General features: G+C 74.7%; 18 protein-coding genes. 15 read left to right on the plus strand and 3 right to left on the minus strand.

Annotated elements, in window-relative coordinates; translation table 11 throughout:
- Positions 1 to 301 precede the first annotated feature (301 nt).
- From R4Z62_RS33250 to R4Z62_RS33275, 6 genes are all read left to right on the plus strand, one after another.
- Positions 302 to 2,698, plus strand: a complete 2,397-nt coding sequence (locus R4Z62_RS33250) for a SpoIIE family protein phosphatase (protein WP_491521757.1) — start codon at positions 302 to 304, stop codon at positions 2,696 to 2,698.
- Between the two features lie 692 nt (positions 2,699 to 3,390).
- Positions 3,391 to 3,579, plus strand: a complete 189-nt coding sequence (locus R4Z62_RS33255) for a hypothetical protein (RefSeq protein ID WP_064537082.1) — start codon at positions 3,391 to 3,393, stop codon at positions 3,577 to 3,579.
- A 237-nt stretch (positions 3,580 to 3,816) separates the two neighbouring features.
- Positions 3,817 to 4,392, plus strand: a complete 576-nt coding sequence (locus R4Z62_RS33260) for a MauE/DoxX family redox-associated membrane protein (RefSeq protein WP_491521758.1) — start codon at positions 3,817 to 3,819, stop codon at positions 4,390 to 4,392.
- On the plus strand, positions 4,389 to 4,913 hold the full coding sequence (locus R4Z62_RS33265; protein WP_355482031.1) for a S26 family signal peptidase: 525 nt from the start codon (positions 4,389 to 4,391) through the stop codon (positions 4,911 to 4,913). The genes R4Z62_RS33260 and R4Z62_RS33265 overlap by 4 nt, the downstream gene beginning before the upstream one ends.
- Complete coding sequence (locus R4Z62_RS33270; protein WP_491521759.1) at positions 4,901 to 5,479, plus strand: TlpA family protein disulfide reductase; 579 nt, start codon at positions 4,901 to 4,903, stop codon at positions 5,477 to 5,479. The genes R4Z62_RS33265 and R4Z62_RS33270 overlap by 13 nt, the downstream gene beginning before the upstream one ends.
- Positions 5,476 to 7,374 (plus strand): ABC transporter ATP-binding protein, encoded by a 1,899-nt coding sequence (locus R4Z62_RS33275; RefSeq protein WP_491521760.1) that lies wholly within the window; start codon positions 5,476 to 5,478, stop codon positions 7,372 to 7,374. The genes R4Z62_RS33270 and R4Z62_RS33275 overlap by 4 nt, the downstream gene beginning before the upstream one ends.
- A 95-nt stretch (positions 7,375 to 7,469) precedes the next feature.
- Here the strand turns inward: R4Z62_RS33275 and R4Z62_RS33280 are convergent, their stop codons facing one another.
- Positions 7,470 to 8,003: a hypothetical protein gene (locus R4Z62_RS33280; protein WP_491521761.1), complete on the minus strand. Its 534-nt coding sequence runs from the start codon at positions 8,001 to 8,003 to the stop codon at positions 7,470 to 7,472.
- 275 nt (positions 8,004 to 8,278) lie between these two features.
- On the opposite strand from R4Z62_RS33280, the gene R4Z62_RS33285 reads away from it, so the two are divergent.
- The 3 genes from R4Z62_RS33285 (at position 8,279) to R4Z62_RS33295 (ending at position 12,052) form a co-directional block, all read left to right on the plus strand.
- Positions 8,279 to 9,499, plus strand: coding sequence for a TerD family protein (locus R4Z62_RS33285; RefSeq protein ID WP_491521762.1), 1,221 nt, complete (start codon positions 8,279 to 8,281; stop codon positions 9,497 to 9,499).
- A 147-nt stretch (positions 9,500 to 9,646) separates the two neighbouring features.
- On the plus strand, positions 9,647 to 10,321 hold the full coding sequence (locus tag R4Z62_RS33290) for a lysozyme family protein (protein WP_491521763.1): 675 nt from the start codon (positions 9,647 to 9,649) through the stop codon (positions 10,319 to 10,321).
- Positions 10,322 to 10,516: 195 nt separating this feature from the next.
- Positions 10,517 to 12,052 carry a sigma-70 family RNA polymerase sigma factor gene (locus R4Z62_RS33295; RefSeq protein ID WP_491521764.1) on the plus strand — a complete coding sequence of 512 codons (1,536 nt, stop codon included), beginning with the start codon at positions 10,517 to 10,519 and terminating at the stop codon, positions 12,050 to 12,052.
- On the opposite strand, the gene R4Z62_RS33300 is transcribed toward R4Z62_RS33295, so the two are convergent.
- A complete protein-coding gene (locus R4Z62_RS33300; RefSeq protein WP_491521765.1) occupies positions 11,956 to 12,810 on the minus strand; it encodes a transposase in 855 nt (284 codons plus the stop codon). The two genes, R4Z62_RS33295 and R4Z62_RS33300, sit on opposite strands and share 97 nt — an antisense overlap.
- A 266-nt stretch (positions 12,811 to 13,076) precedes the next feature.
- Here R4Z62_RS33300 and R4Z62_RS33305 point away from each other — a divergent pair, with 266 nt between their 5' ends.
- Positions 13,077 to 14,852, plus strand: a complete 1,776-nt coding sequence (locus R4Z62_RS33305) for a M4 family metallopeptidase (RefSeq protein ID WP_491521766.1) — start codon at positions 13,077 to 13,079, stop codon at positions 14,850 to 14,852.
- Between the two features lie 314 nt (positions 14,853 to 15,166).
- Positions 15,167 to 15,904: a serine aminopeptidase domain-containing protein gene (locus tag R4Z62_RS33310; RefSeq protein WP_491521767.1), complete on the plus strand. Its 738-nt coding sequence runs from the start codon at positions 15,167 to 15,169 to the stop codon at positions 15,902 to 15,904.
- 64 nt (positions 15,905 to 15,968) lie between these two features.
- On the opposite strand, the gene R4Z62_RS33315 is transcribed toward R4Z62_RS33310, so the two are convergent.
- Positions 15,969 to 16,808 (minus strand): SDR family oxidoreductase, encoded by an 840-nt coding sequence (locus R4Z62_RS33315; protein WP_491521768.1) that lies wholly within the window; start codon positions 16,806 to 16,808, stop codon positions 15,969 to 15,971.
- A gap of 134 nt (positions 16,809 to 16,942) precedes the next feature.
- On the opposite strand from R4Z62_RS33315, the gene R4Z62_RS33320 reads away from it, so the two are divergent.
- The 4 genes from R4Z62_RS33320 to R4Z62_RS33335 all read left to right on the plus strand — a co-directional run bounded on the left by R4Z62_RS33320 (position 16,943) and on the right by R4Z62_RS33335 (position 22,224).
- A complete protein-coding gene (locus tag R4Z62_RS33320; RefSeq protein WP_491521769.1) occupies positions 16,943 to 17,320 on the plus strand; it encodes a winged helix-turn-helix transcriptional regulator in 378 nt (125 codons plus the stop codon).
- Positions 17,321 to 17,515: 195 nt separating this feature from the next.
- Complete coding sequence (locus tag R4Z62_RS33325) at positions 17,516 to 19,120, plus strand: ABC-F family ATP-binding cassette domain-containing protein (RefSeq protein ID WP_491521770.1); 1,605 nt, start codon at positions 17,516 to 17,518, stop codon at positions 19,118 to 19,120.
- Positions 19,121 to 19,238: 118 nt separating this feature from the next.
- Positions 19,239 to 20,783, plus strand: coding sequence for an NAD(P)-binding domain-containing protein (locus tag R4Z62_RS33330; RefSeq protein WP_491521771.1), 1,545 nt, complete (start codon positions 19,239 to 19,241; stop codon positions 20,781 to 20,783).
- Positions 20,776 to 22,224 carry a class I adenylate-forming enzyme family protein gene (locus R4Z62_RS33335; protein ID WP_491521772.1) on the plus strand — a complete coding sequence of 483 codons (1,449 nt, stop codon included), beginning with the start codon at positions 20,776 to 20,778 and terminating at the stop codon, positions 22,222 to 22,224. The genes R4Z62_RS33330 and R4Z62_RS33335 overlap by 8 nt, the downstream gene beginning before the upstream one ends.
- The last annotated feature ends 47 nt before the right edge of the window (positions 22,225 to 22,271 follow it).

A 22,271-nucleotide genomic window follows, 5' to 3' on the forward strand; every position in this document is an offset into this window, starting at 1 on the left:
GGACATCCCACGGCGGCCCGGTCCCGCGTACGGCGGGGCCGGGCCGCCGCGCACCCGGACCCGCGCGGCGCGCGCCCCGGCCTCAGTCGTTCGGCGTAGCGGGGCGCACCCGGCCCTCGGCAGGGCGGGTCCGGGGGCGGGTCCGGGGACCGAGGCGGTCACTGGGCTCCGGGGGCGGCCACGGGCTCCGGAGCGCACGCCCGCGCCGCCCGCGCCCCGGCCCCTACCCGGGCGGCTGCCGGTGCGCCGGGGCCGGATCCGGCAGACCATGTAAGGGACCGGAAGCCCCCGAGGTGCGTCTATGGAGAGCCAGCTCTTTCCGTTCGCCGACAGCATGGCCGGCGTCGTTCTCGACGGGCGGGGCGTCGTCGTCGGCTGGACGTCGGCCGCCGAGGAACTGCTGGGCCACCGGGCCGAGGACGTCTGCGGCCGGCCCGTGTGGAGCCTGTTGCGGGACCCCGACATCCGGCCCGCGCCCCCACCGGACCGGGACAGCGGCGCCTCCTGGTACGGCGAGGCCGTGCTCCGGCACGCCTCCGGAAGCGAGCAGAAGGTCGTCTTCCGGGTGCTCCCCCTGAGCGGGGACGAGAAGGAAGACGAGGGGGCCGAGGGGGCCGAGGCGACGGACAGCGGGAAGGCCCGCTGCCTGGTCCTGTGCGCGGCCGCCCCGGAGGTCTCCCACTGGCGTCAGGACCGCGCCCTCACCCGGGGGCTGTTCCGGCAGGACCGGGTGGGCCTCGCCGTCTTCGACGACCGGCTCCGGCTGATGCGCACCAACATCCACTTCCTGCCGTACACCGGAGTCCCGCCCGACCTCACCGGCCAGGCTCTGGGCGGCTTCCTGATGCCCGAGGACGCCGCCGAGATCGAACGGAACCTGAGCCGGGTGCTGGAGACCGGCCGCCCGCTGGTCCGCTGCGAGGTGCTGGCACGGACGCTGGACGACCCGCGCGGCGGAGTCGTGATGGACCTCTCGGCGTTCGGCCTCCAGGCCCCCGACGGCCGGGTGGTCGGACTGACCGCCCTGTTCACCGACATCACCGAACTGCACCGCTCGCGCGCCCGCCTCGAACTCCTGCACCGCGCCACGGCCGCCGTCGGCCGACTCCTGTCCGTCACCGGCACCGGCGAGGAACTGGCCGCCGTCCTGGTGCCCGACCTGGCCGACACCGCCGTCGTCGAGATCGCCGAAGCCGTCTTCTCGGGCGCCGAACCCGCCGTCGAACCCGACGGCAGGCTCCTGCTGCGGCGCACCACCGCCACCCGTGACGGTCTCACCGCCGGCGGCGCCGTCCTGGCCGCCCGCGAGGAGACCACCGACCCGGGCGCCGCCGCACCGCCGGAGCTGACCGCCCCGCTGCGCGCCCGGGGCATCCTCCTCGGCCACGTCACGGTACGGCGCGCACCGCACCGGGGCGCCTACGAGGCCGCCGACCTGGACCTGCTGCGCGAGATCGCCGCCCGCGCCTCCCTCGCCCTGGACAACGCCCGCAGCTACACCCGCGAGCACCGGGCCGCGGTCGGCCTGCAACGCAGCCTGCTGCCGCCGTCCGAGGCCGGCAACGCCGCCGTGACCACGGCCGGCGCCTATCTGCCCGCCGACTCCTCCACCGGCGTCGGCGGCGACTGGTTCGACGTCATCCCGCTCTCCTCGGCCCGGGTCGCCCTGGTCGCCGGTGACGTCGTCGGGCACGGTCTGGGCGCCAGCGCCACCATGGGCCGGCTGCGCACCGCCGTCCGCACCCTCGCCGACCTCGATCTGGACCCGGAGGAACTGCTCGTCCACCTCGACGACCTGGTCGCCGAACTGGTCGTCGAGGACGGCGAGCCGGAAGGCGCCGAGTGGCGGCCGCTCGCCATCGGCGGCACCTGCGTCTACGCCGTCTACGACGCGGTGTCCGGGCGGTGCGCGGTCGCCTCCGCCGGACACCCGCCGCCCGCCGTGGTCGACCCGGACGGCCGGGTCACGTACGTGCCGGTCAGCCCCGGCCCGCCGCTCGGCGTCAGCGGAGTGCCTTTCGAGGCCACCGAGATCGAACTGCGGCCCGGCAGCATCCTGGCCCTGTGCACCGACGGCCTGCTCGAAGAGATCGGCGGCGACCTGGACGGCGGGATGACCGAGCTGGCCCGGCGGCTGGCCGGTGCCTGCGCCCCGGACCCGCCCCTGCGGGAGGCGGTCGCCGAGGTCGTGGCCGACCTGCCGGCCCACGAGCTCGCCGACGACGTCACCCTGCTGCTCGCGCGCACCCGGCGCGTCCCCGCGGCGGACACGGCCGTCTGGTCCCTGGAGGCCGACCCGGCGGCGGTCGCCAAGGTGCGCGAACTGGCGAGCGGACGGCTGCGCGAGTGGGGCCTGGAGGAACTGGTCTTCACCACCGAGCTGGTGCTGAGCGAACTGGTCACCAACGCCATCCGCTACGCGGGCGGCCCCTTGCAGGTGCGGCTGATCCTCGCCGAGTGCCTGACCTGCGAGGTGTCCGACCCGAGCGCGACCCAGCCCCGGATGCGCCGGGCCCGGCTGACCGACGAGGGCGGCCGCGGCCTGTACCTCGTCGCCCAGCTCACCACCCGCTGGGGCAGCCGCTACACCCGCCACGGCAAGACCCTCTGGGTGGAACAGGACCTCCCGGCCGGCCTCGCGGGCGCCCCGGCCCCCGGCCGAGGACGGGGGCCGGAGAGGGGCCGGGGCCGGGGCTGATCCGGCGGCGGACCGCCGTGGCGGCGAGGTGGCCCGGTGCGTCCGCTGCGCCGTCGACCGCGCCCACCGGGACGGAACCGGGACGGAACACCGCCGCTCCGCGATCGCCGGGTTCACCGAGGAGGACCGGACCCTGATCGGCGCCGTACGTGCCGCCGTACGTGCCCGCGAACCCGCCCTGCCGCAGCGCGCGGACGGCGGCCCGGCCACGGCGGGAGAGCGGGCGACCGCCGCGGACCGACAGCCGGTCTGGATGAGGAACCGCTGGTCGGCCGCGCCGGTACACCGTTCCTCGACCACCTCGGCTCCCGTGGCGACGTCGTCCGCGGTGATGCCGATGCGGCCGTCGCTGCCAGCCGGGCGGAGCCAGAAGCCCCCGGCGCCGCCGGACGCGGTGGCTTTTGCCCGGAAGACGGTGGCCCGGCCGCAGTCGTTCCAGGGACCGCTGCGGCCGTGGCACCCCTCACAACGGCCGTTCTTTTCGGTCCCGGCTGTCCGGGACGTTTCCGAACAAGGCCCTGACCAGCCCGGACAGCACGGCACCTGTCCGGGACAGGGAAGATCCGTTGCCTGAGCGCGCCCCGCTCAGCAGGCTCTGTGCTGCCGGCCCGCTCCCCGCTCCACGCACCGGACGGGGTCGGCGCACCATGCGCACCGTCCTCGCCAACCACCCAAGAGACCAGGAGCACTTCATGCGCATCCGACTCCAGACCGTGTCCGACCGGCTGATGGACATGGTGGCCCCGAAGAAGGCCGCGGCGGCCCTCTCCTGCTGGCAGCCCGATGGCTGCTTCAAGGACTACTGCGGCAAGAACCGGAACGGCCTGTACGAGGTCGACCCGTGCAACGACAAGCAGCGCATCACCTGCGGCGGCTGCTGACCGCACACAGCCCGGTGCGTGACGTCCCCCGGCGGCGAGAGGCCACGGGACACCTGATCCGGGTCCCGCACGGCATGCGCCGGGCGTGGACACGGACATCACTCGCGCACCTGGACCACTTGTCTCCCGTCCGGACCGGGCCGGCTCGAAAGCCGGACCCGGTCCGGACGGAAGCCCTGTCCGCGGGGCGCCCGCCGTCGCGGACGCGCCCCGCCGTGGTGGAAGGTTGGGATCGCTGTGCATCATCCGGTCGACTGCACGGTCGTCGGCGGCCGGGTCCTCCTCGGCCTGGTCTTTCTGTGCTCCGTCCTGGGCAAGGCACGCGGCGCGGACGCCTACGGAAGCTTCCGCGAGGCGGTGGGACACCTGGTGCCCGCCCTTCGGCGCCGTACGGCACCGGTCGCCGCGGCGGTGGTCGCGGCCGAGGCCGCGGTGGTCGTCCTGCTGGCCGTTCCGGCGTCCGCCGTCGCGGGCTTCGCTCTCGCCGCGCTGCTGCTGCTGGCCTTCACGGCCGGACTCACCGGGGCACTGCGCCGGGAGGCGGGCACCGCCTGCCACTGCTTCGGCGCCGGCGCGGCACGGATCGCGCCCCGGCACGTGGTACGCAACCTGATCCTCGTCACCGTCGCTCTCGCCGGAACGGCGGCGGCGCCGGCCGCACCGCACGCGGGCGCGGCCCCGTCCGCGGGGCTCCTGCTGACCATCGGCGTGTCGGCCGTCCTCGCCCTGATCACGGTGACCCTGGACGAACTGGTGAACCTCTTCACGGCGACGGACGCCCCGATCGACGCCACCGCGGAGACGACCCGGTGAAGGCGTCAACGGCGGCCCTGTGGGCCGTGCCGGCGGCCTGCCTGATCCCGGTCGCGCTGATCCGCAGCCGCTACCTCGTGGTGACTGTGGAAGGCTCCAGCATGGTGCCCGCGCTCGCCGACGGCGACCGTGTGCTGGTCCACCGCGTGCGGCTCGCCGCCATCGCGGCGGGACGGCTCGTCGTCACCAGGCCGCCCGCCGACGGGCGTTGGGGCGCCGTCAGCCCGTCACGCTGGATGATCAAGCGCGCGGCGGCCGTACCGGGGGACCCGGTGCCGCGCGACGGCGCGCCGGCCCTGCGGGACCTCCCCGAGGAGCGGGTGCCACGGGGCCGGATCGTCCTGCTCGGCGACAACCCCGAAGAAAGCCTCGACTCCCGCTTCTGCGGCTACTTCCGCGCCGAGCAGATCATCGGTGTCGTCGTCCGCCGCCTGCCGCGCGCGGAACCCGAGCGCGTCCAGGCCACCGGCGCGCGGCCACGCCTCGTCACAGGAAAGGGCGAACCCTCATGGACTGGCTGATCGCGAGCGTCGTGTTCGTCGGACTGCTCTGCGTCCTCAACCTGGTACTCACCTACGGAGTGATCCGCCGCCTGTCCCGGCGGGCGGACGGAGCGGACAGCCGGTCGCCGGACATCCCCCGCTCGGTCCTGGCCGCCGGTGCCACCGTCGGTTCCTTCTCCGCACGTGACGCCGACGGCGGCGCCCTCACCCGGGACGACCTGTCCGAGGGCCAACTGGTCACTTTCATGTCACCGGGATGCCCGGCCTGCGAGGAACTGCTGCCTCTGGTGGCCGAGCGGGCCGGCGGGCACGGTCCCGGACGCGTCCTGGCGGTCGTGGTGCGCGATGCGGGCAAGGACGACTCGGGCGACGGCGTCCGCGCGTACCTGGAACGGCTGGCGCCGGTCGCCCGGGTCGTCACCTGCGACTTCGGGGACGAGCTGACGAACGCGTTCGCCCTGACCGGTGTGCCCGCCTACGTCGAGATGGGCCGCGGCGGGCGGGTCGCGAACAGCGGCCGGACCCTGCCCCACCGGGCGGAGCGGGAGGGCCGTCCGGCGGAACCGGCCGAGGCCGGCACATGACCAGGGCCGAGGAGAGACTCCGGCCGCGGGAAGCGCTCGCCTCGGCCCGCAGGGCCGCCGCGTCGGCCTGGCGCGCTTCGCCCCAGGGCACGGCGGCCCTGCTCGTCCTCACCGTCGCGGCGTCCGGCCTGCCGGTCGCCGTGGCCTGGGTGACCCGGCTCGTACTGGACCGTCTCGTCGGGGCGGACGGCGGCGACCTCCTCGGGCTCGCCCTGGCCCTCGCCGGGCTCGGCCTGGCGGCGGCGCTCGTGCCGCCCCTCACCACGTTCGCGGGCAACCATCTGGGCCGGGCCGCCGGTCTGACCGCACTGGACACGCTCTTCACCGTCGTCAACTCCTTCACCGGACTGTCCCGGCTGGAGGACCCCGTCTTCCAGGACCGGCTGAGGATGGCCCAGTCCGCGGGCGCCCAGGCCATCGGCGGCACCGTACGGTCCGGGCTGCGGATCCTCGGCGGCGCCCTCACCGCGGCGGGCTTCGTCGGCGCCCTGTGGATGGTGAGTCCCGCCATGACCGCCGTGGTGGCGGCCGCCGCGCTGCCGGGGCTGCTGGCCGAACTCAGACTCTCCCGCTGCCGGGCACTGAGCGACTGGCGCATCAACGCGGCCCAGCGCAGAGAGGTCTTCTACCAACTGCTGCTCTGCAGCCTGGACGCCGCCAAGGAGATCCGGCTCTTCGACGCCGGCGGGTTCTTCCGGGACCGGATGCTCGGCGAACGGCGCGCCGCGGACGCCGAGCGCCGATCGGCCGACCGGCGCGAACTGGCCACCCAGGGCGCTCTGGCCCTGCTCGGCGGGCTGGTCGGCGGCGCCGGACTGGTCTGGGCGGCACTCGCGGCACGGCGCGGGCAGCTGACGGTCGGTGACGTCTCGATGTTCGTCGCCGGAGTCGCCGGTGTCCAGGCCGCCCAGTCCGGCCTCGTACGGTCCCTGGCCGACCTGCACCACCTGCTGCTGATGCTGCGCCACTACTTCGCCGTCGTCGGAGCCGGCCCGGAACCGGCCGTGGCGCAGGACGGCGCGCACCCCCTCGTCCACCGCCCGCCGGGTCCCCCGCGGTCCCGGGGCCGGCGAGAGCTGCCGGAGCTGCGCGAGGGCATCGAGTTCCGGGACGTCTGGTTCCGCTACGACGACGACCTCCCCTGGGTGCTGCGCGGGGTGGATCTCTTCATCCCGCACGGCCGGGCCGTCGCCCTCGTCGGACCCAACGGAGCGGGCAAGAGCACCCTCGTGAAGCTGCTGTGCCGGTTCTACGAGCCGACCCGCGGCGCGGTGCTGTGGGACGGCCTGGACATCCGGCGGGTCCCCGCCCAGGAGCTGCGCCGCCGGCTGGGCGCCGTGTTCCAGGACTACATGCACTACGACCTGACCGCCGCCGAGAACATCGCTGTCGGCGACGTCCGGGCGCTCGGCGACCGGCCCAGGCTCCGTGCGGCGGCCCGGCAGGCCGGCGTCGACGGGACGCTCGACGCGTTGCCGCGCGGCTTCGACACCTTTCTGAGCAGGATCTTCGCCGACGGCCAGGGCCACGACCCGGGCACCGGTGCGTCGCTCTCGGGCGGCCAGTGGCAGCGGCTCGCCGTGGCCCGCGCCTTCCTGCGGCCGGCCCCCGATCTGCTGATCCTCGACGAGCCGAGCTCCGGGCTGGACGCGGAGGCCGAACACGACCTGCACCTGCGGCTCACCCGGTATCGGTCCGGCCGAACGAGCCTGCTCGTCTCGCACCGGCTCGGCGCGGTCCGTGACGCCGACCGGATCGTCGTGCTCCGCGAGGGCCGGATCACCGAGGAAGGCACCCACGACACGCTCCTGGCGGCCGGGGGCACCTACGCCCGGCTGTTCACCGTCCAGGCCGACGGCTACCGGGATGAGCGCCCGGCAGGGCGCGAGAAGTAGACGCCCGGGGCCGGGAGCCGGAGCGGCCGAACCGCGCACCACCCCGTCGCCACGGGGTGCCGACGTGCACCGTTTCGTCCACGGCACCGTTCCGCTCAGATCCCGGCGGCCGCACGTGCGCGCAGATGGTCGCGGGTGACCTTGGTGATCTCGTGCCAGAACGGCGCGGCGGTCAGATAGAGGCCCAGTGTGCTGAGGATGCCCAGCGAGACGTCCACGCTGACGCGCCCCTGCCGGGCCCAGTACACGTCCTTGAGGTCGAGCAGCAGGGCGAACTCGTCGGCGATGAGCGCCGAACCCGCGCCGTAGGCGGCGCCGAGCCCGGGGTGGCCGACGTGGGCCCGGTCGCCGCGCACGGCCACGAGTCCGACACCCGCGAGGGTGGCGATACCGAAGTTGTAGTGGTGCAGATGCGTCCCGCCGGTGGAGATGTCGCCCCAGGGCAGCCAGCCGCCCCGGATGCCGTGGGTGATCAGCCGCACGGTGCCGAAGGTGCAGCCGAAGCCGAGCCAGGCCGCCATGAGCGAGCGCTGGGTGGGCACGGTGTGCTCGTCGAGCACCCGGCGCCACCGTTGGCGCAGAGGCAGCCGGTCGCCGTCGGCGTGCCGAGCTGCGGGGGCTGAGGGCATTCTTCGCTCCTGACCGTCGCCGGGTGACCGGGGTCCGGGGGCTGACCGACGTGTCCGGACACCGGCCAGACCTACCACCGGGCGGACGCGCTGATGCCCACGCGTCCCCCGGACGGCGCAGGGGCGGTCTGTACCGGGGCGGGGCGGGGAAGGGGCGGCCGGAGGGGGAGCGAGCAAGGATTCATCATTTTGATTGCGCAATTGAGGAACTGACGGGCCCTCGGGGCCGTTGACCGTGGTGGATTCGAGAGCGTGAGCAGTCGCGGAGGACATGGATGAGCGTGACCCTGACCAAGGGCGGCAATGTGTCGCTGAGCAAGCGGGCCCCGGGTCTGACTGCCGTGTCGGTCGGGCTGGGCTGGCAGGCGGACACGGGGTACGAACCGGACGCCAGCGCCCTGCTGTGCGACCGGTCGGGAAAGGTGCCCTCCGACGAGCACTTCGTCTTCTTCAACAACCTGACCAGCCCGGAGGGTGCGGTCCGCCACGGCGGCAGCGGCGGCCCCGCCGGTGAGGACGACCAGCGGATCGAGGTCGACCTCACGCGGGTCCCCGCCGAGATCGAGAAGATCGTCTTCCCGGTCTCCCTCTACGAGGCCGCGAACCGCGGGCAGTCCTTCGGGCAGGTGCGACGCGCGCACATCCGTGTCCTGGACCGGGACAGCGGCACGGAACTGGCCCGCTACGACCTGGCGCCCGGCGGTCTGTCCGCCGAGACCGCGCTCGTCTTCGGCGAGCTGTACCGGCACGGCGCGGAGTGGAAGTTCCGCGCGGTCGGCCAGGGGTACGCCTCCGGGCTCGCCGGCATCGCCACGGACTACGGCGTGGGCGTCCTGGAGGAGCCGTCCCCGGCGGCCCCGACCTCGGCCCCGGCCCCGGCCCCGGCCCCGGCCTCGACCCTGACCCCGGCCCCGATCCCGGGATCGGACCGGGCCGCGTTCCCGGCCTCCCCGCCACCGGTGCACACGCCGCCCGTCCACGTTCCACCGGCACCCACGGCACCTGTGCCGACACCGACCCTCTTCTCCCCGGCCGCCCCGGCGGCGGCAGTATCACCGCAACCCTCAGGGAGTTCCCCCGTGACATGCTTCTTCGACCCCCACCACGGCCCCGGTGAGACGACCGTGACCTGGTCCCCGCAGTGGGGCGTGCCCCGGCCCGTGCAGGTGTGCGGCGGCTGCGCCCAGCGGGTGCAGACCACCGCGCCGCCCTTCTACACCCCGCCCCAGCAGGGATACCCGCAGACCGGTGCGCCGCAGGGCTATCCCCAACAGGGTCATGCCCAACAGGGCTACCCCCAGCAGGGATACCCGCAGCAGGGATACGGCCAGCCGTACCAGGACCAGCACGCGCAGCAGCAGGGCGGCGGCCGTCGCTTCGGCACCGGGGCCCTCATCGGTGCCGGTGCGGCCGGTCTCGTCGGAGGCGCCCTGCTGAACGAGGCGTTCGACGACGACGAGCCCGACGTGGTCGTCAACAACTACTACGAGGACTGACCGGGCGACGGTCCCGGTCCCGGCCCCGGGCTCCGGCGGCGGGGCAAGCGGGTCCGCCCGCCGGCCGGGTCCGGGACCGGGAGGCCGTCCGTCCTGCCGTACACGTGCGTCATCGGCCGAAGACGGGGCGCGAGAGAAGAAGGTGGCATGTCGACGTCCCGGAAACCGAAGCGGCGCCTCTGGCTGCCCGCCGTGGTCCTCGCCCTGGTGGCCTGTGCCCTTGTGCGGACGGGCCACTTCTCCCGGAGCGACGCCCCGCCTTCCGGGGGAACGCCCGTCTCGCACCCGTCCTCTCCGGCGGGCCCGGCGGCGCCCTCGGCGTCAGGGACTTCCGCCGCGTACGATCCCGCCGCCTACGCCTCCGAGGTCCGCACCCAGGCCGGACGGGCCGGTGTCAGCGCCCGGCTGCTGATGGCGATCCTGTGCAACGAGGCGTACAAACCCCACGATCCGGCCCTCGAGCGGGCGTGGCAGAAGTACAAGCCGGACGCCGCCTTCGGCATCGCGAACATGCACCGCGCCACCTTCGACCAGGTCAAGAAGGGCCGGGACTTCGCCGACCGGCGATGGTCGGAGCTGCCCGACGACAGGAACCTCGCCATCGAGGCGGCGGCCTGGTACCTGCACGACCTCAGGACGCAACTGCCCGCCCACCGGACCGGCTCCCTCAGCGAGGACGAACTGCTGGCCCTGGGCTACAACACCGGCGCGGGCAACATGCTGGCATTCGCCCGCGGCGTACGGCCCGGCAGCCAGGCCCGGTCCTACCTGGACAAGCTGCACGCCAACTGGTCCAAGGCGGAAGAGGCCGTGGCGCGATGACCGGGGAGTCCGGCCCGGTGGCCCGACACCCCGGCCGCGCCGCTCTCTCCGCCGTCGTGACGCCGCTCGCCGCCCCGGACTGCGAGCGGCTGTGACGGACGTCACGCGAGCCGCGTCCGCGATTCCTGTTGTGCGATGGATCGCGCAGGGTCTCCCTATCGTGGCACCCGTGGTGCGGAGACCGGAAGGAAGCTGATGCGCGAACAGAGCACGGACGAGACAGCGCTCGTCGCCGCGGCCCGGCGAGGGGATCCCGCGGCGCGGGACCGGCTGGTGTCCGCGTATCTGCCCCTGGTCTACAACGTCGTCGGCCGGGCACTGAACGGCCACGCGGACGTCGACGACGTCGTACAGGACACCCTGCTGCGGGCCCTGAGCGGTCTCGACGGGCTGCGGGACCCGGCCAGGTTCCGGGCCTGGCTGGTGGCGATCGCCATGAACCAGGTGCGCCGGAGGTGGTCGGTCGCCCAGCGCAGGCCGCTGCCCCTGGACGCCGCGGCCGTGGACGCGGTCGAAGGGGACTTCGCCGAACTGACCATCCTGCGCCTGGGACTGTCGGGACAGCGGCGGGAGGTCGCCGAGGCGGCCCGGTGGCTGGACTCCTCCGACCGCCAGGTGCTGTCCCTGTGGTGGCTGGAGACGGCCGGTGAACTCACCCGCGGGGAGGTCGCCGAGGCACTGGGACTCTCCCGCGCCCACACCGGGGTACGGGTGCAGCGGGTCAAGGAGCAACTGGACGTGTGCCGGCAGGTCGTCCGGGCGACGGGATCCCGCGACGGGTGCCGGACCCTGGCCGCGCTGACCCGGACATGGGACGGGACCCCCGGCTCCCTGTGGCGCAAGCGCATAGCCCGCCACCTGCGCGGGTGCGACAGATGCGCGCGGTCGGCCACGGACCTGCTCCCGGTCGACGGGCTGCTCGCCGGGATGGGACTGGTGGCGGTGCCCCTCGCCCTGCACGCCGCCCCCCTCACGGGGCACGGCACGGCGGCCCTGGCCGCCCACGGCGGCGCGGCGCACGGAGCGGCCGCCGTCCACCGCGTGCTGGACGCCGGGCGGCGCGCCGTCCGGCCCGGCACCGCGGCCAAGGCCACCGCGGCCGGGGCGGCGGTGGCAGCCGTCGCCCTCCTGATCACGGTGTACCGGGCACCGGAGAAGGAGCCCGACGCGGCCCCGCCCGTCCGCCCCACGGCCACCGCCCCCGCCGCCTCGCAACCACCGGCCCTCCCCGACCCGCCCACGAGCCCCGACGTACGGCCGGCCGCGACCACCCCCGCGCCCGCCCGCACGTCCGCCCCCGCCCCCGCACGTACCCCCGCCTCGACACCGGCCGCCACCGCGCGAGCGGTCGAGGCCGCGAGCCGCCGCGATCTGCTCGACCGGACCAACGCGCTGCGCGCGAGCAGCGGTTGCGCGCCCCTGAGGACCGATCCGCGGCTGACGCGGGTGGCCCAGAGCGACGCACGCGCCGTCGCGGCGCGCGGCACCGTCGACCCGCCGGGCGGCCGGACGGCCGACGTGGGGGAGCGGGTGACGGCGGCCGGGTACGCCTGGACGTCCGTCGGCGAGGCCACCGCGTTCGGCGACAAGGACGCCGCGGCGGTGGCACGGGAATGGGCGGAGGACCACATGCGTCAGCTTCTCGTCGACTGCCGGTACACCGACGTGGGCGTGGGGCTCGTGGTCTCGGGCAGCGAGCGCGCGTGGACCGAGGTGCTGGCGGGCTCGTAGTGCTCCGTCCGGGACGCGCGGTCGGTCCGGCCGCTCGCGGACGCCACGGCGAGCGCTTCGCCCAGACGCAGCACGACGCGTGTGTCGGCCCGCCCGGCCAGGCGCCTCAGCAGCGGTCCGAGCACCGCCTCGTCCGCCGCGGTCACCGCGCGCGTGATGGCCGCGACCAGCGCGTCGTCGTCCTCGCCGCCCGTGGGCGACGTGTCCGTGGGCGATGGGGGGCGCGGCTTGGGCGGCGCGGCGAACGGCGCCGGTCCGGGGTGCGCGGCGGTGCCGTCCGCCCTCGACCGCGCCGCCCCGAGGGCGTGCACGGCGCGGAGGCGGGCGGGACCGTCGAGTTCACGGAGTATGGCCTCGTGGATCCGGGGCCAGGTGTCCGCCCGCGCCCAGACGCGCAGACGGCGCCAGGCGGTCACACCGGAGCACCCCAGTTCCCCGGTGCGGGCGGTGTGCCAGGGGATGCCCTCGCGCAGCACGTGCAGCACCACGGACAGCACCACCCGGTCGGGCACGGGCCTTCGGCCCGGATGCCTCGACCGCCGCTCGGCGGGCGGGGGCAGCAGGGGAGCGACGCGCGCCCAGACCCTTGCCAGGGCCGAACGCGCCTGCGCCTCCCGCGCGTCGTACGGATCCGCGCGCCGTACACCGTGCGGCTCGCTGTCGGCCGGATGCCGTGGGCACACCGTCTCCCGGGGCGCAACCGGCGCGGTCCCGGGCGGTGAGGTGGGCACCGCCGGGCGGTCGTGATTGTGCGTCATGCCGGGGGTGACCCCGCGGCCGTGCGGCCATAACGAAAAATCTCCTCGGCCGCCGTGTCGTGCGCGCGGCTCCTGCCCGGCCCCGCCCGCACGGCGGCCGTTTCACAATGAGCTGCGGAAATAAAGGGTTCGGCAATCTGCGCCGCCACCTTCTTCACGTGCGCATGCCAAGCATGTCAGGGTCCTCGGCAGCGGGCGCCTCGGCCGACTCGGACGAGACGCACGCACTCCCCACTCCCCACATCTTCGACTTCCGAGGACCACGCATGCGTTCCGCGCGAATATCCCGAACGGCTCTCGCCCTCGTCGCCGCCACCGCCCTGGCCGCGACCGCCGGTACGGCCGTGGCCGCACCGGCCGGACACACCCCCGCGACGGCGGCTCCCGCGGCCGGCCGGACGTCCGCCACCGTCGAGGCCGCACAGGCCGCCGCGTTCGCCCACGCCGCCGCCACCGGGGTCGGAGCACAGACGCGGCTCAGGGCCGTCGAGGTGATGGCCGATCAGGACGGCAAGCGGCACGTGCGGTTCGCCCAGCTCTACCGCGGTGTGCCGGTCGTCGGCGGCGACCTCGTCGTCCACCTCGGCGCCGACTCCTCCTACCTCGGCGTGACCCGCGCCGCGGGCAGAGCGGTCTCCCTGCCCTCCACCACCGCGGACCTCACCCCGCGCGAGGCCGAGAAGCACGCCGCGGCCCAGGTGCGCGGCGGGCAGGCCGCCGCGCCCCGGCTGGTGGTGGACCACACGGCGGGCACCAGCACCCTCGCGTACGAGGTCGACGTCACGGCCGCGGACGGCTCGCCCGACGCCGCCCGGACCGTCCTCGTCGACGCGGCCACCGGCGCCGTGCTCCGCAGCACGCCCACCGTCGACGGGTTCCTGTCACCGCGGGTCGTGACGCGCCTCCACCAGCGCGGCGAGACCCCGCGCCCGAGGAGCACCGCGGGCAGCGCGCTCGTCCGCCCGTCCGGCAGGAGCTCCGGCTACCCCGCTCCCGCCGTCGGCAAGGGCCTGTCCCTCTTCTCCGGCACCGTCACCCTCGACACCACGCAGACGGCCGCCCGGACGTACCTGCTCAAGGACACCACCCGCGGCGACGCCGAGATCCGCGACGCCAGGCACGCCACCCGCGAGGACGCGAAGATCTTCACCGCCGCCTCCCCGCTGACCGACTCCGACGACACCTGGGGCGACGGCACCACCAAGGACAACGCCACCGCCGCGGTGGACGCCTCGCACGGGCTCACCGCCACCTTCGACTTCTACAAGAAGACGTTCAGCCGCAACGGCATCCAGAACGACGGCGTCGGCCCCAAGGGCGTGGTCCACTGGGGCACCGCCTACGGCAACGCCGCCTGGTACGACACCTGCCACTGCATGATCTACGGCGACGGGGACGGCCAGACCTTCACCAAGCCGCTGGTCCAGCTGGACGTCACCGGCCACGAACTCACCCACGGCGTCGTCGCGGCCACCGCCGGTCTCGAACCGACCCGGGTCGACTCGCAGGGCAACCAGTACGGCGAGCCGGGCGCCCTCAACGAGTCGCTCGCCGACATCTTCGGCAGCGCCACCGAGTTCAGCACGAACCCGAAGACCGGCAACTACCTGATGGGCGAGCAGCTCGGTCTGGACCAGGGCTTCCTGCGCCGCCTGGACAAGCCGTCCCTCGACCGGCTCGAAGGCACCGTCGACTACTGGGGCACCTCCACCGTGAACGCCGAGGTGCACGCCGGGTCCGGCGTCTCCTCCCACGCCTTCTACCTCCTCGCCGAGGGCAGCGGCCGCAAGACCGTCAACGGCGTCACCTACGACTCCGCCACCTACGACGGCTCCACCGTCCAGGGCATCGGCCGGGACAAGGCGCTGCGCGTCTTCTACCAGGCCCTGACCCGGTACATGGTCTCCACCACCGACTTCCACGACGCCCGCACGGCGACGCTGAAGGCGGCGGGCGACCTCTACGGCACCACCAGCACCGAGTACGCCGCGGTCGACAAGGCCTGGGCGGCGGTCAACGTGACCGCCGCCAACCAGCCCTGATCCGCCGCGACCAGACGTCCGGCCCGCCCGGCTGCCACGAGCCGGCGGGCGGGCCGGACCTCCACCCGCTCAGCGCGCCCGCGGTCGGCGCCGGTCCCGGGGCGGGTGCACCCGGGCGGACCGTCCGCACAGGACGGTCCGCCCGGCGTCGTGCGTCGTCGCCGCCGACGTGGGCGCGGCCGTACTCTGGCACTCCGGAACTCGGGCGGACTTCGGTGAGCCGAGCCGGGACCGTCCTGTCCGGGCCGGTCCGGCCCGTGGGCGGGCACGGATCCCCGGCGGGAGCGTCCGGGGGCGGGCCGGGGAGGAGAGCGATGGCGGCGACGGCACAGCACCGGGGGGACACGGGCGGATCCCCGCTGCGGGTGCGGCACCTGCCCCCGCGGGTCCGGGCCGCCGTACTCACGCTGCACGGCGGCCAGGAGGAGAGCCGCGCGCGCCCCCGGCACTGGCACCCGGCCGCACTGCGCATGCGCCCCGTGCTCCGGTCCGCCGCATCCGCTGTCGCCCCCGCGGAAGTGCTCCTCGGCGAGGTGCGCTACCGGCACCGGGGCTGGAACGAGGGCGACCCGGCCCAGGACGCCCTGGCCGCGCTGGACGAGCTGACCGGGGCCCACGGCGCGGTGCCCGTCGTACTGATCGGGCACTCCATGGGAGGCCGGGCCGCACTGACGGCGTCCCGCCATCCTCAGGTCAGAGGCGTCCTGGCGCTCGCTCCCTGGGTGGTCGAGGACGAGCCAGTCGACCAGCTGCGCGGCAGACGCCTCGTGGTCGTGCACGGCGACCGGGACCGGGTGACCAGCCCCGCCGCGTCCGTCGCCTACGTCCGGCGCGCCCGCGCCCGCGGCGCGTGCGCCGGCGCGGTGCTGGTGCGAGGGGGCGACCACGCCATGCTGCGCCGGGCCGGCTTCTGGCATCGGTCCGCGGCGGAGATCACCGCGGACCTGCTCCGCGACGAGGACCTCGTCCCACCGGCCCGCGCGCCCGAGGACGGCAGGACGGCGGGACTGGCCGCGCGGAGCCTGACGAGCCCGGACGCGGTCATCGTGTAGGCGGTGCGACCGGCCCCGGTCCCGGACGGGCGAAGAAGGATCCGGGACCGGGGGCGGCCATGCGTCAGCGGAACGCCGCCACATTGCGCGCCGCCCAGTCGGCGAAGGGGCGCGGGGCGCGGCCGAGGACCCGCTGGACGTCCGGGCTGACACGCAGCTCGGCCGGGTTCGGCGAACCGAGGATGTCCAGGGTGTCGTCGGCCAGCTCCGCCGGCATGCTCTGCGCCATGGCGGCCCTGGCCTCCGCGCGGGTGAGCTCCTGGAACCTCACCGGGGAGCCCAGCGCGTCGGCGAGGGCCCGCGCCTGCTGACGGGGAGTGATCACCTCCGGGCCGGTCAGCTCGTAGACGCCGCCGGTGTGGCGGTCGTCCAGCAGGCAGGCCGCCGCGACCGCCGCGATGTCCGCCGGGTCGACGACCGGCACCCCGACGTCACCGAAGGGCGCGGCGACGAGCTGCCGCGTGCGCACGGACTCGGCCCACCACAGGGCGTTGGAGGCGAAGCCGCCCGGCCGCAGGATCGACCAGTCCGCGCCGGACTCGCGCAGCGTGTCCTCCAGCGCGCGCATCGCGATCCGCGTGGCGCCGAAGGGCCGGGTCACCACACCCAGCGTGGAGAGCAGGACGATCCGCCGGACCCCGCTGTCCGTGGCCTCCCGGAGGATGTCGGCGGGGCTGGCTCCGGCGGCGTGCAGATCGCCGGAGAGCAGCAGGAACAGCGCGTCGGCCCCCTCCAGCGCGGGCCTGAGGCCGGCCGGCTCGGACAGGTCGGCCACCATGTGCCGTACCCCGCCCGGCACCGCCGCCGGGCGCCGCGACACCGCCGTCACCCGCTGTCCCGCCTCGGCCAGCGCCTGCGTCAACGGCCGGCCGATGTTCCCGGTGGCCCCGGTCACCACGATCATGAGTAGCTCCTTGTCAGAGGTTGTTCGTCACAGGCTGTTCGCCAGAGGTTGTTCGTCAGCGGTTCTGTGCGCTCGTCACGCTAGGAGCACGGGCTAACTCCTGGTAAGGACGTACCTCCGGGTAAGCTCATGGCATGGCGGGAGGCGTGCAGGACAGACAGGCCGGGGCGGGGGAGCGGTATGACGTGTTTCACACGGACTGCCCCGCGCGTGACGTGGTCGACCATGTGACCAGCAGGTGGGGCGTCTGGGTGCTGATCTCCCTGCGGAACAACGACCTGCGGTTCTACGAGCTGCGCGAGAGCATCCGGGGCATCAGCGAGAAGATGCTCGCCCAGACGCTGCGCGCGCTGGTCCAGGACGACCTGGTCTGGCGGAAGGTCGAGCCGACGACACCGCCTCAGGTCACCTACGGGCTGACCGAGTTCGGCCGGGACGTCGGCGAGCCGCTGACGGATCTCTTCGACCGGATCACACGGCGGCTGCCGCCGCGCGGCGCGCAGGACCGCTGACCGCGACCGCCGCCGCGGAGCGGCACACGGCGCGTGCGTACGTGCCCCTGCCGGAGCCCCGGGAGCCGGGCGGGGCTGTGGCCCGCCGGGCGGCGTCGGCTATGGTGGAGCACATGTCTACGCCCCGAATCTCCTAGCCGAGGACCCGCTTCCACGCCAGAAGTGTGTCCTTTCGCTTTTTCGGAGCGTCATCCCGTGATCACTGTTCGCGATGCCGAGTTGCGTGCGGGCGCCCGCCTGCTGCTCTCGGGTATTTCTTTCACTGTCTCCCCCGGTGACCGTATCGGCCTGGTCGGCCGCAACGGAGCGGGGAAGACCACCTTGATGACCGCCCTGGCCGGACGGGCCGAGTCCGCCGCCGGGACGATCACCCGCACCGGCGCGGTCGCCCACCTCGCGCAGGACTCCCGCGCCGCCGACCCGGCGGTCACGACCATGGACCGGATCCTGTCCGCTCGCGGCCTGGACGCGGCACTGCGTCGCCTGCGCGCGGCCGAGACCGCGATGGCCGGCGCCGTCTCGTCCGGCGACCTTGAGCGGGCGATGCGCGCCTACGCCGCGGCCGAGGCCGCCTTCCAGGCCGGCGGCGGGTACGCGGCCGAGGCCGAGGCCGCCCGTGTGGCGGCCGGGCTCGGCCTGCCCGAGCGGGTGCTGCCCGAGCCGGTCGGCGACCTCTCGGGCGGCCAGCGGCGCCGGGTCGAGCTGGCACGGATCCTGTTCGCCGGCCACGGCGGCGTGCTGCTGCTGGACGAGCCGACCAATCACCTGGACGCCGATTCCACCGGCTGGCTGCGCGCGTTCCTGCGCGAGTACCCGGGCGGTCTCGTGGTGATCAGCCATGACACCGCTCTGCTCGCCGGTGTGGTCAACCGGGTCTTCCACCTGGACGCTACCCGGGCGACCATCGACATCCACAACACCGGCTGGACCGCCCATCTGACGCAGCGTGCGGCGGACCGGCGACGGCGGGAGCGGGAGCGGGCGAACGCCGAGCGCAAGGCCGCGGCCCTGCACACGCAGGCGGAGCGGATGAAGGCCCGCTCGGCCACCGCCGCCATGGCCCGCAGCATGGCCCGGCGCGCGGACCGCATGCTGGCGGATCTGGAACCGGCCCGCCGCACGGAGAAGACCGCCAGGATCCGGCTGCCCGAGCCGCTGCCGTGCGGCCGGATGCCGCTGGGCGCGGTCAGACTGACCAAGTCCTACGGCGGCCGCCGGGTCCTCGACGGCGTGGACCTGGCCGTGGACCGGGGCAACCGCCTGGTCGTCCTCGGCCTCAACGGCGCGGGCAAGACCACCCTGCTGCGCATCCTCGCCGGCGCCGAGCGGCCCGACACCGGCCGCGTGGTGCACGGACACGGGCTGCGGCTGGGCTACTTCGCCCAGGAGCACGACACCCTCGATCCCGGGCGCACGGTCCTGCAGAACCTGTCGGACGCCGCGCCGCACCTGACGGAGGGCGAGGCGCGGCGGGTCCTGGGCGCGTTCCTGTTCGGCGGGGACGACGCGGACAAGAGCGCCGGGGTCCTGTCCGGCGGGGAGAAGACCCGCCTGGCGCTGGCCGGGCTGGTCCACTCCGGTGCCAACGTGCTGCTGCTGGACGAGCCGACCAACAACCTCGACCCCGCCTCCCGTACCGAGGTCCTGGCGGCCGTCGGCTCCTACCCGGGCGCGATCGTGATGGTCACCCACGACGAGGGCGCCATCGACGCCCTGCGCCCCGGCCGCGTCCTGCTCCTGCCGGACGCGGACGAGGACCTGTGGAGCGAGGACCACCGCGCCCTGGTCGCCCTCGCCTGACCCGCCCCCGCCCGCCCTCGTCCGCACCCGTCCGCCGGGGCCGCCTCCGGGTCCGGCGGACGGGCGGCGGTGCCGCAATCTCAGAGTCCTCTGATCCGTGCCCGCTAGCGTCCGCCCCATGGTGCGCGACTACCTCATCATCGGGGCCGGACCGGCCGGACTCCAGCTCGCCGCTCTGCTGGAACGCGAGGGACGCGACTACGCCGTCCTGGAGCGGGGGAGCGGGCCCGGGACGTTCTTCACCCGCTTCCCCCGGCATCGGCAGCTCATATCGATCAACAAGGTCAACACCGGTTACACCGACCCGGAACGCGACCTGCGCATGGACTGGAACTCGCTGCTCACCGACGATCCCGCACTGCGGTTCACCCGGTACAGCGAGCGCTACTTCCCGGCCGCCGACGACATGGTGCGCTATCTGGGCGACTTCGCCCGGCGCACCGGCGCCCGCGTCGAGTACGGCGTCCGGGCCGCCTCCGTCTCCCGCGACGACGACGGCTTCACCGTACGCGACGACACCGGCCGGACCTGGCGGGCCCGGCGACTCGTCGTCGCCACCGGCCTGTCCCTGCCCCACATCCCGGACATCCCCGGCATCGAGGAAGCCGAACGCTACACCGACTTCGACACCGACCCGGCCTCCTTCACCGGCCGGCGGGTGCTCGTCCTCGGCAAGGGCAACTCCGCGTTCGAGACCGCCGACTCCCTCATGGAGAAGGCCGCCGTCATCCACGTCGCCGGGCCGCACTCGCTGAAACTGGCCTGGCAGACCCACTTCGTGGGCCACCTGCGCGCGGTGAACAACAACTTCCTCGACAGCTACCAGCTCAAGTCGCAGAACGCCGTTTTGGACGGCACCGTCGAGCGGATCGAACGGCGGGCGGACGGCGGCTACCGGGTGGAGTTCCGCTACGCCCGGACCACCGAGCGGCTCCGCGAACTCCACTACGACCGCGTCGTGGTCTGCACCGGATTCCGCTTCGACGCCTCGCCGTTCGAGGCCGGCTGCCGGCCGGCCCTCGCCGTCGACGGCCGCTTCCCCGCCCAGACCTCCGCCTACGAGTCGGTCGACGTGCCCGGCCTGTACTTCGCCGGCACGCTCACGCAGCAGCGCGACTTCAAACGCTCCACGAACGGCTTCATCCACGGATTCCGCTACGGCGTGCGCGCCCTGCACCGCATCCTCGGCGCCCGCCACCACGCGACACCCTGGCCGGCCCGCACCCTGCCCGCAGCCCCGGAGGCCGTCGCCGACGCCCTCGTGGAGCGCGTCAACCGCTCCTCCGGCCTGTGGCAGCAGTTCGGCTTCCTCGGCGACGTGGTCACCGTCCACGACGACCACGCCCTCCACCAGGAGGAGGTCCCCCTCGACTATGTCACCGACGGCCAACTCGGCCCCGCTCGCCACCGGTTCGTCGTCGACCTGGAGTACGGGCCCGACCACGACCACGTCGACCCGTTCGACGTCACCGTGCCCCGCGTCAGCGAGAACGACCCCGAACACGCCATGGACGCCACCTATCTCCACCCCGTGGTGCGCCACTACCGCGACGGCGAACTCGCAGGGACCCACCACCTGGCGGAGAACCTGGAGAACGACTGGGACATCCCGGCCGTCCACCGGCAGCCGCTCGCCGCGTTCGTGAAGTCCTGCCTTGGCTGAGCAGTTCCCCGGCGCCGTCCTCGACCTCCTCGAAGCGGCGGGCGACCGTCCCGTCTTCGAGCACGGCGACCGGGTCGTCACCGGACACCGGCTCCTGGCCCTGACAGGGCGGGTGACGAGCGGCCTGCGCGCCCGGGGCGTCCGCCCCGGCGACGGCGTCGCCCTGCTGCTCGGCGTCGGCCCCGAGGCGTTCGCCGCCGTCCTCGCCGCCCACGCCGTGGGCGCCCGCGTGGTGGGCGTACGGCCGGGACTCACGCCACGCCAGCGGCAGCACGTGCTCACCGGCACCGCCTTCCGGGTCACCGACTCCCCGGACGGCGCGGCCGGCGCGCGGCCCGGCACCGTCCTCGCCCTGGACGACCTGCTCGCCACCGAGAACGACGGACGCCGCCCGCTGGTCTCGGCCCGGCCGCAGGACATCGCCCGGCTCCTGCACACCAGCGGCAGCACCGGCGTCCCCAAGGCGTGCGCCCAGACCTACGCCGCGATGACCGCGGCCTGGGCGGCGCACCCCGACCGCTGGCCGCCCGCCGTCCGCGAACTCGCCCCGCGGCTGGAGCGGTTCCTCGTCTTCGGCACCCTGGCCAGCCAGGTCATGATGGAGTACGGGCTGCTCGCCCTCGCCGCGGGCGGCACCCTCGTCACCGCCGATGCCCCGGCCTTCCCCGACAGCCTGGTGCGCCACCGGGCCACCGGAAGCGTCATCACCGTGGCCCGCCTGACGAAGCTCGTCGCGAGCGTCCGGGCCCGGCCCGTGGACCTCGGCGCACTGCGCGCCCTGATGGTCTCCGGCTCCCCGCTCGACGCCGACCGGCTGCGCGAGGCGGCCGACGCGCTCGGACCGGTGGTCTTCCACGGCTACGGCCAGACGGAGACCGGCATGATCTCCATGGCCACCCCGGACGACGAACCCGGCTCGCTGGGCGTCCCCCCGGTCCAGCTGGAGGTCAGGGACGCCGAGGGCCGGCGCCTGCCGCCCGGAACGGACGGCGAGCTCTTCGTGCGCACCCCCTCGCAGGGCTGCGGCTACTGGGGCGAACCCGCCCTGAGCGCGGAGGTGTTCACCGGCGGCTGGGTCCGCACCCGCGACCGCGGCCACCTCGACGGCGAGGGCCGGCTCTGGCTCACCGGGCGCGTCCGCGACGTGATCATCGTGAATGCCGACGTGTACTACGCCGGTCCCGTCGAGCGGGTGCTCGCCACGCACCCGGCGGTGGGGGAGGCGTACGTCGTCGCCGTCCCCGACGACGACACAGGTGAGGCCGTCCACGCCTTCGTGGTGCCCGCACCGGGCCGCCTCCCCCGGCTCGGTGAACTGCGCGCCCTGGTCGCCGCCGAGCTGGGCGAGGCCACCGCGCCGACCCGCCTCACCCTCCTCGACGAGGTACCGCTCACCCCCGCCGGGAAACCCGACAAGAGGCGCCTGGCGGCTGGGGGTTGACGGCCACCGGACCGTCCACCGGACCGACCGTCGCGCCGCCCACCGGG

The organism is Streptomyces sp. PL-25 (assembly GCF_058344915.1).

Coding starts and splice junctions, on each gene's coding strand:
- R4Z62_RS33275 (WP_491521760.1), top strand. CDS start 5,476: ATGACCAGGGCCGAGGAGAGACTCCGGCCGCGGGAAGCGCTCGCCTCG.
- R4Z62_RS33305 (WP_491521766.1), top strand. CDS start 13,077: ATGCGTTCCGCGCGAATATCCCGAACGGCTCTCGCCCTCGTCGCCGCC.
- R4Z62_RS33270 (WP_491521759.1), top strand. CDS start 4,901: ATGGACTGGCTGATCGCGAGCGTCGTGTTCGTCGGACTGCTCTGCGTC.
- R4Z62_RS33320 (WP_491521769.1), top strand. CDS start 16,943: ATGGCGGGAGGCGTGCAGGACAGACAGGCCGGGGCGGGGGAGCGGTAT.
- R4Z62_RS33330 (WP_491521771.1), top strand. CDS start 19,239: ATGGTGCGCGACTACCTCATCATCGGGGCCGGACCGGCCGGACTCCAG.
- R4Z62_RS33295 (WP_491521764.1), top strand. CDS start 10,517: ATGCGCGAACAGAGCACGGACGAGACAGCGCTCGTCGCCGCGGCCCGG.
- R4Z62_RS33310 (WP_491521767.1), top strand. CDS start 15,167: ATGGCGGCGACGGCACAGCACCGGGGGGACACGGGCGGATCCCCGCTG.
- R4Z62_RS33255 (WP_064537082.1), top strand. CDS start 3,391: ATGCGCATCCGACTCCAGACCGTGTCCGACCGGCTGATGGACATGGTG.
- R4Z62_RS33300 (WP_491521765.1), bottom strand. CDS start 12,810: ATGACGCACAATCACGACCGCCCGGCGGTGCCCACCTCACCGCCCGGG.
- R4Z62_RS33285 (WP_491521762.1), top strand. CDS start 8,279: ATGAGCGTGACCCTGACCAAGGGCGGCAATGTGTCGCTGAGCAAGCGG.
- R4Z62_RS33315 (WP_491521768.1), bottom strand. CDS start 16,808: ATGATCGTGGTGACCGGGGCCACCGGGAACATCGGCCGGCCGTTGACG.
- R4Z62_RS33280 (WP_491521761.1), bottom strand. CDS start 8,003: ATGCCCTCAGCCCCCGCAGCTCGGCACGCCGACGGCGACCGGCTGCCT.
- R4Z62_RS33250 (WP_491521757.1), top strand. CDS start 302: ATGGAGAGCCAGCTCTTTCCGTTCGCCGACAGCATGGCCGGCGTCGTT.
- R4Z62_RS33290 (WP_491521763.1), top strand. CDS start 9,647: ATGTCGACGTCCCGGAAACCGAAGCGGCGCCTCTGGCTGCCCGCCGTG.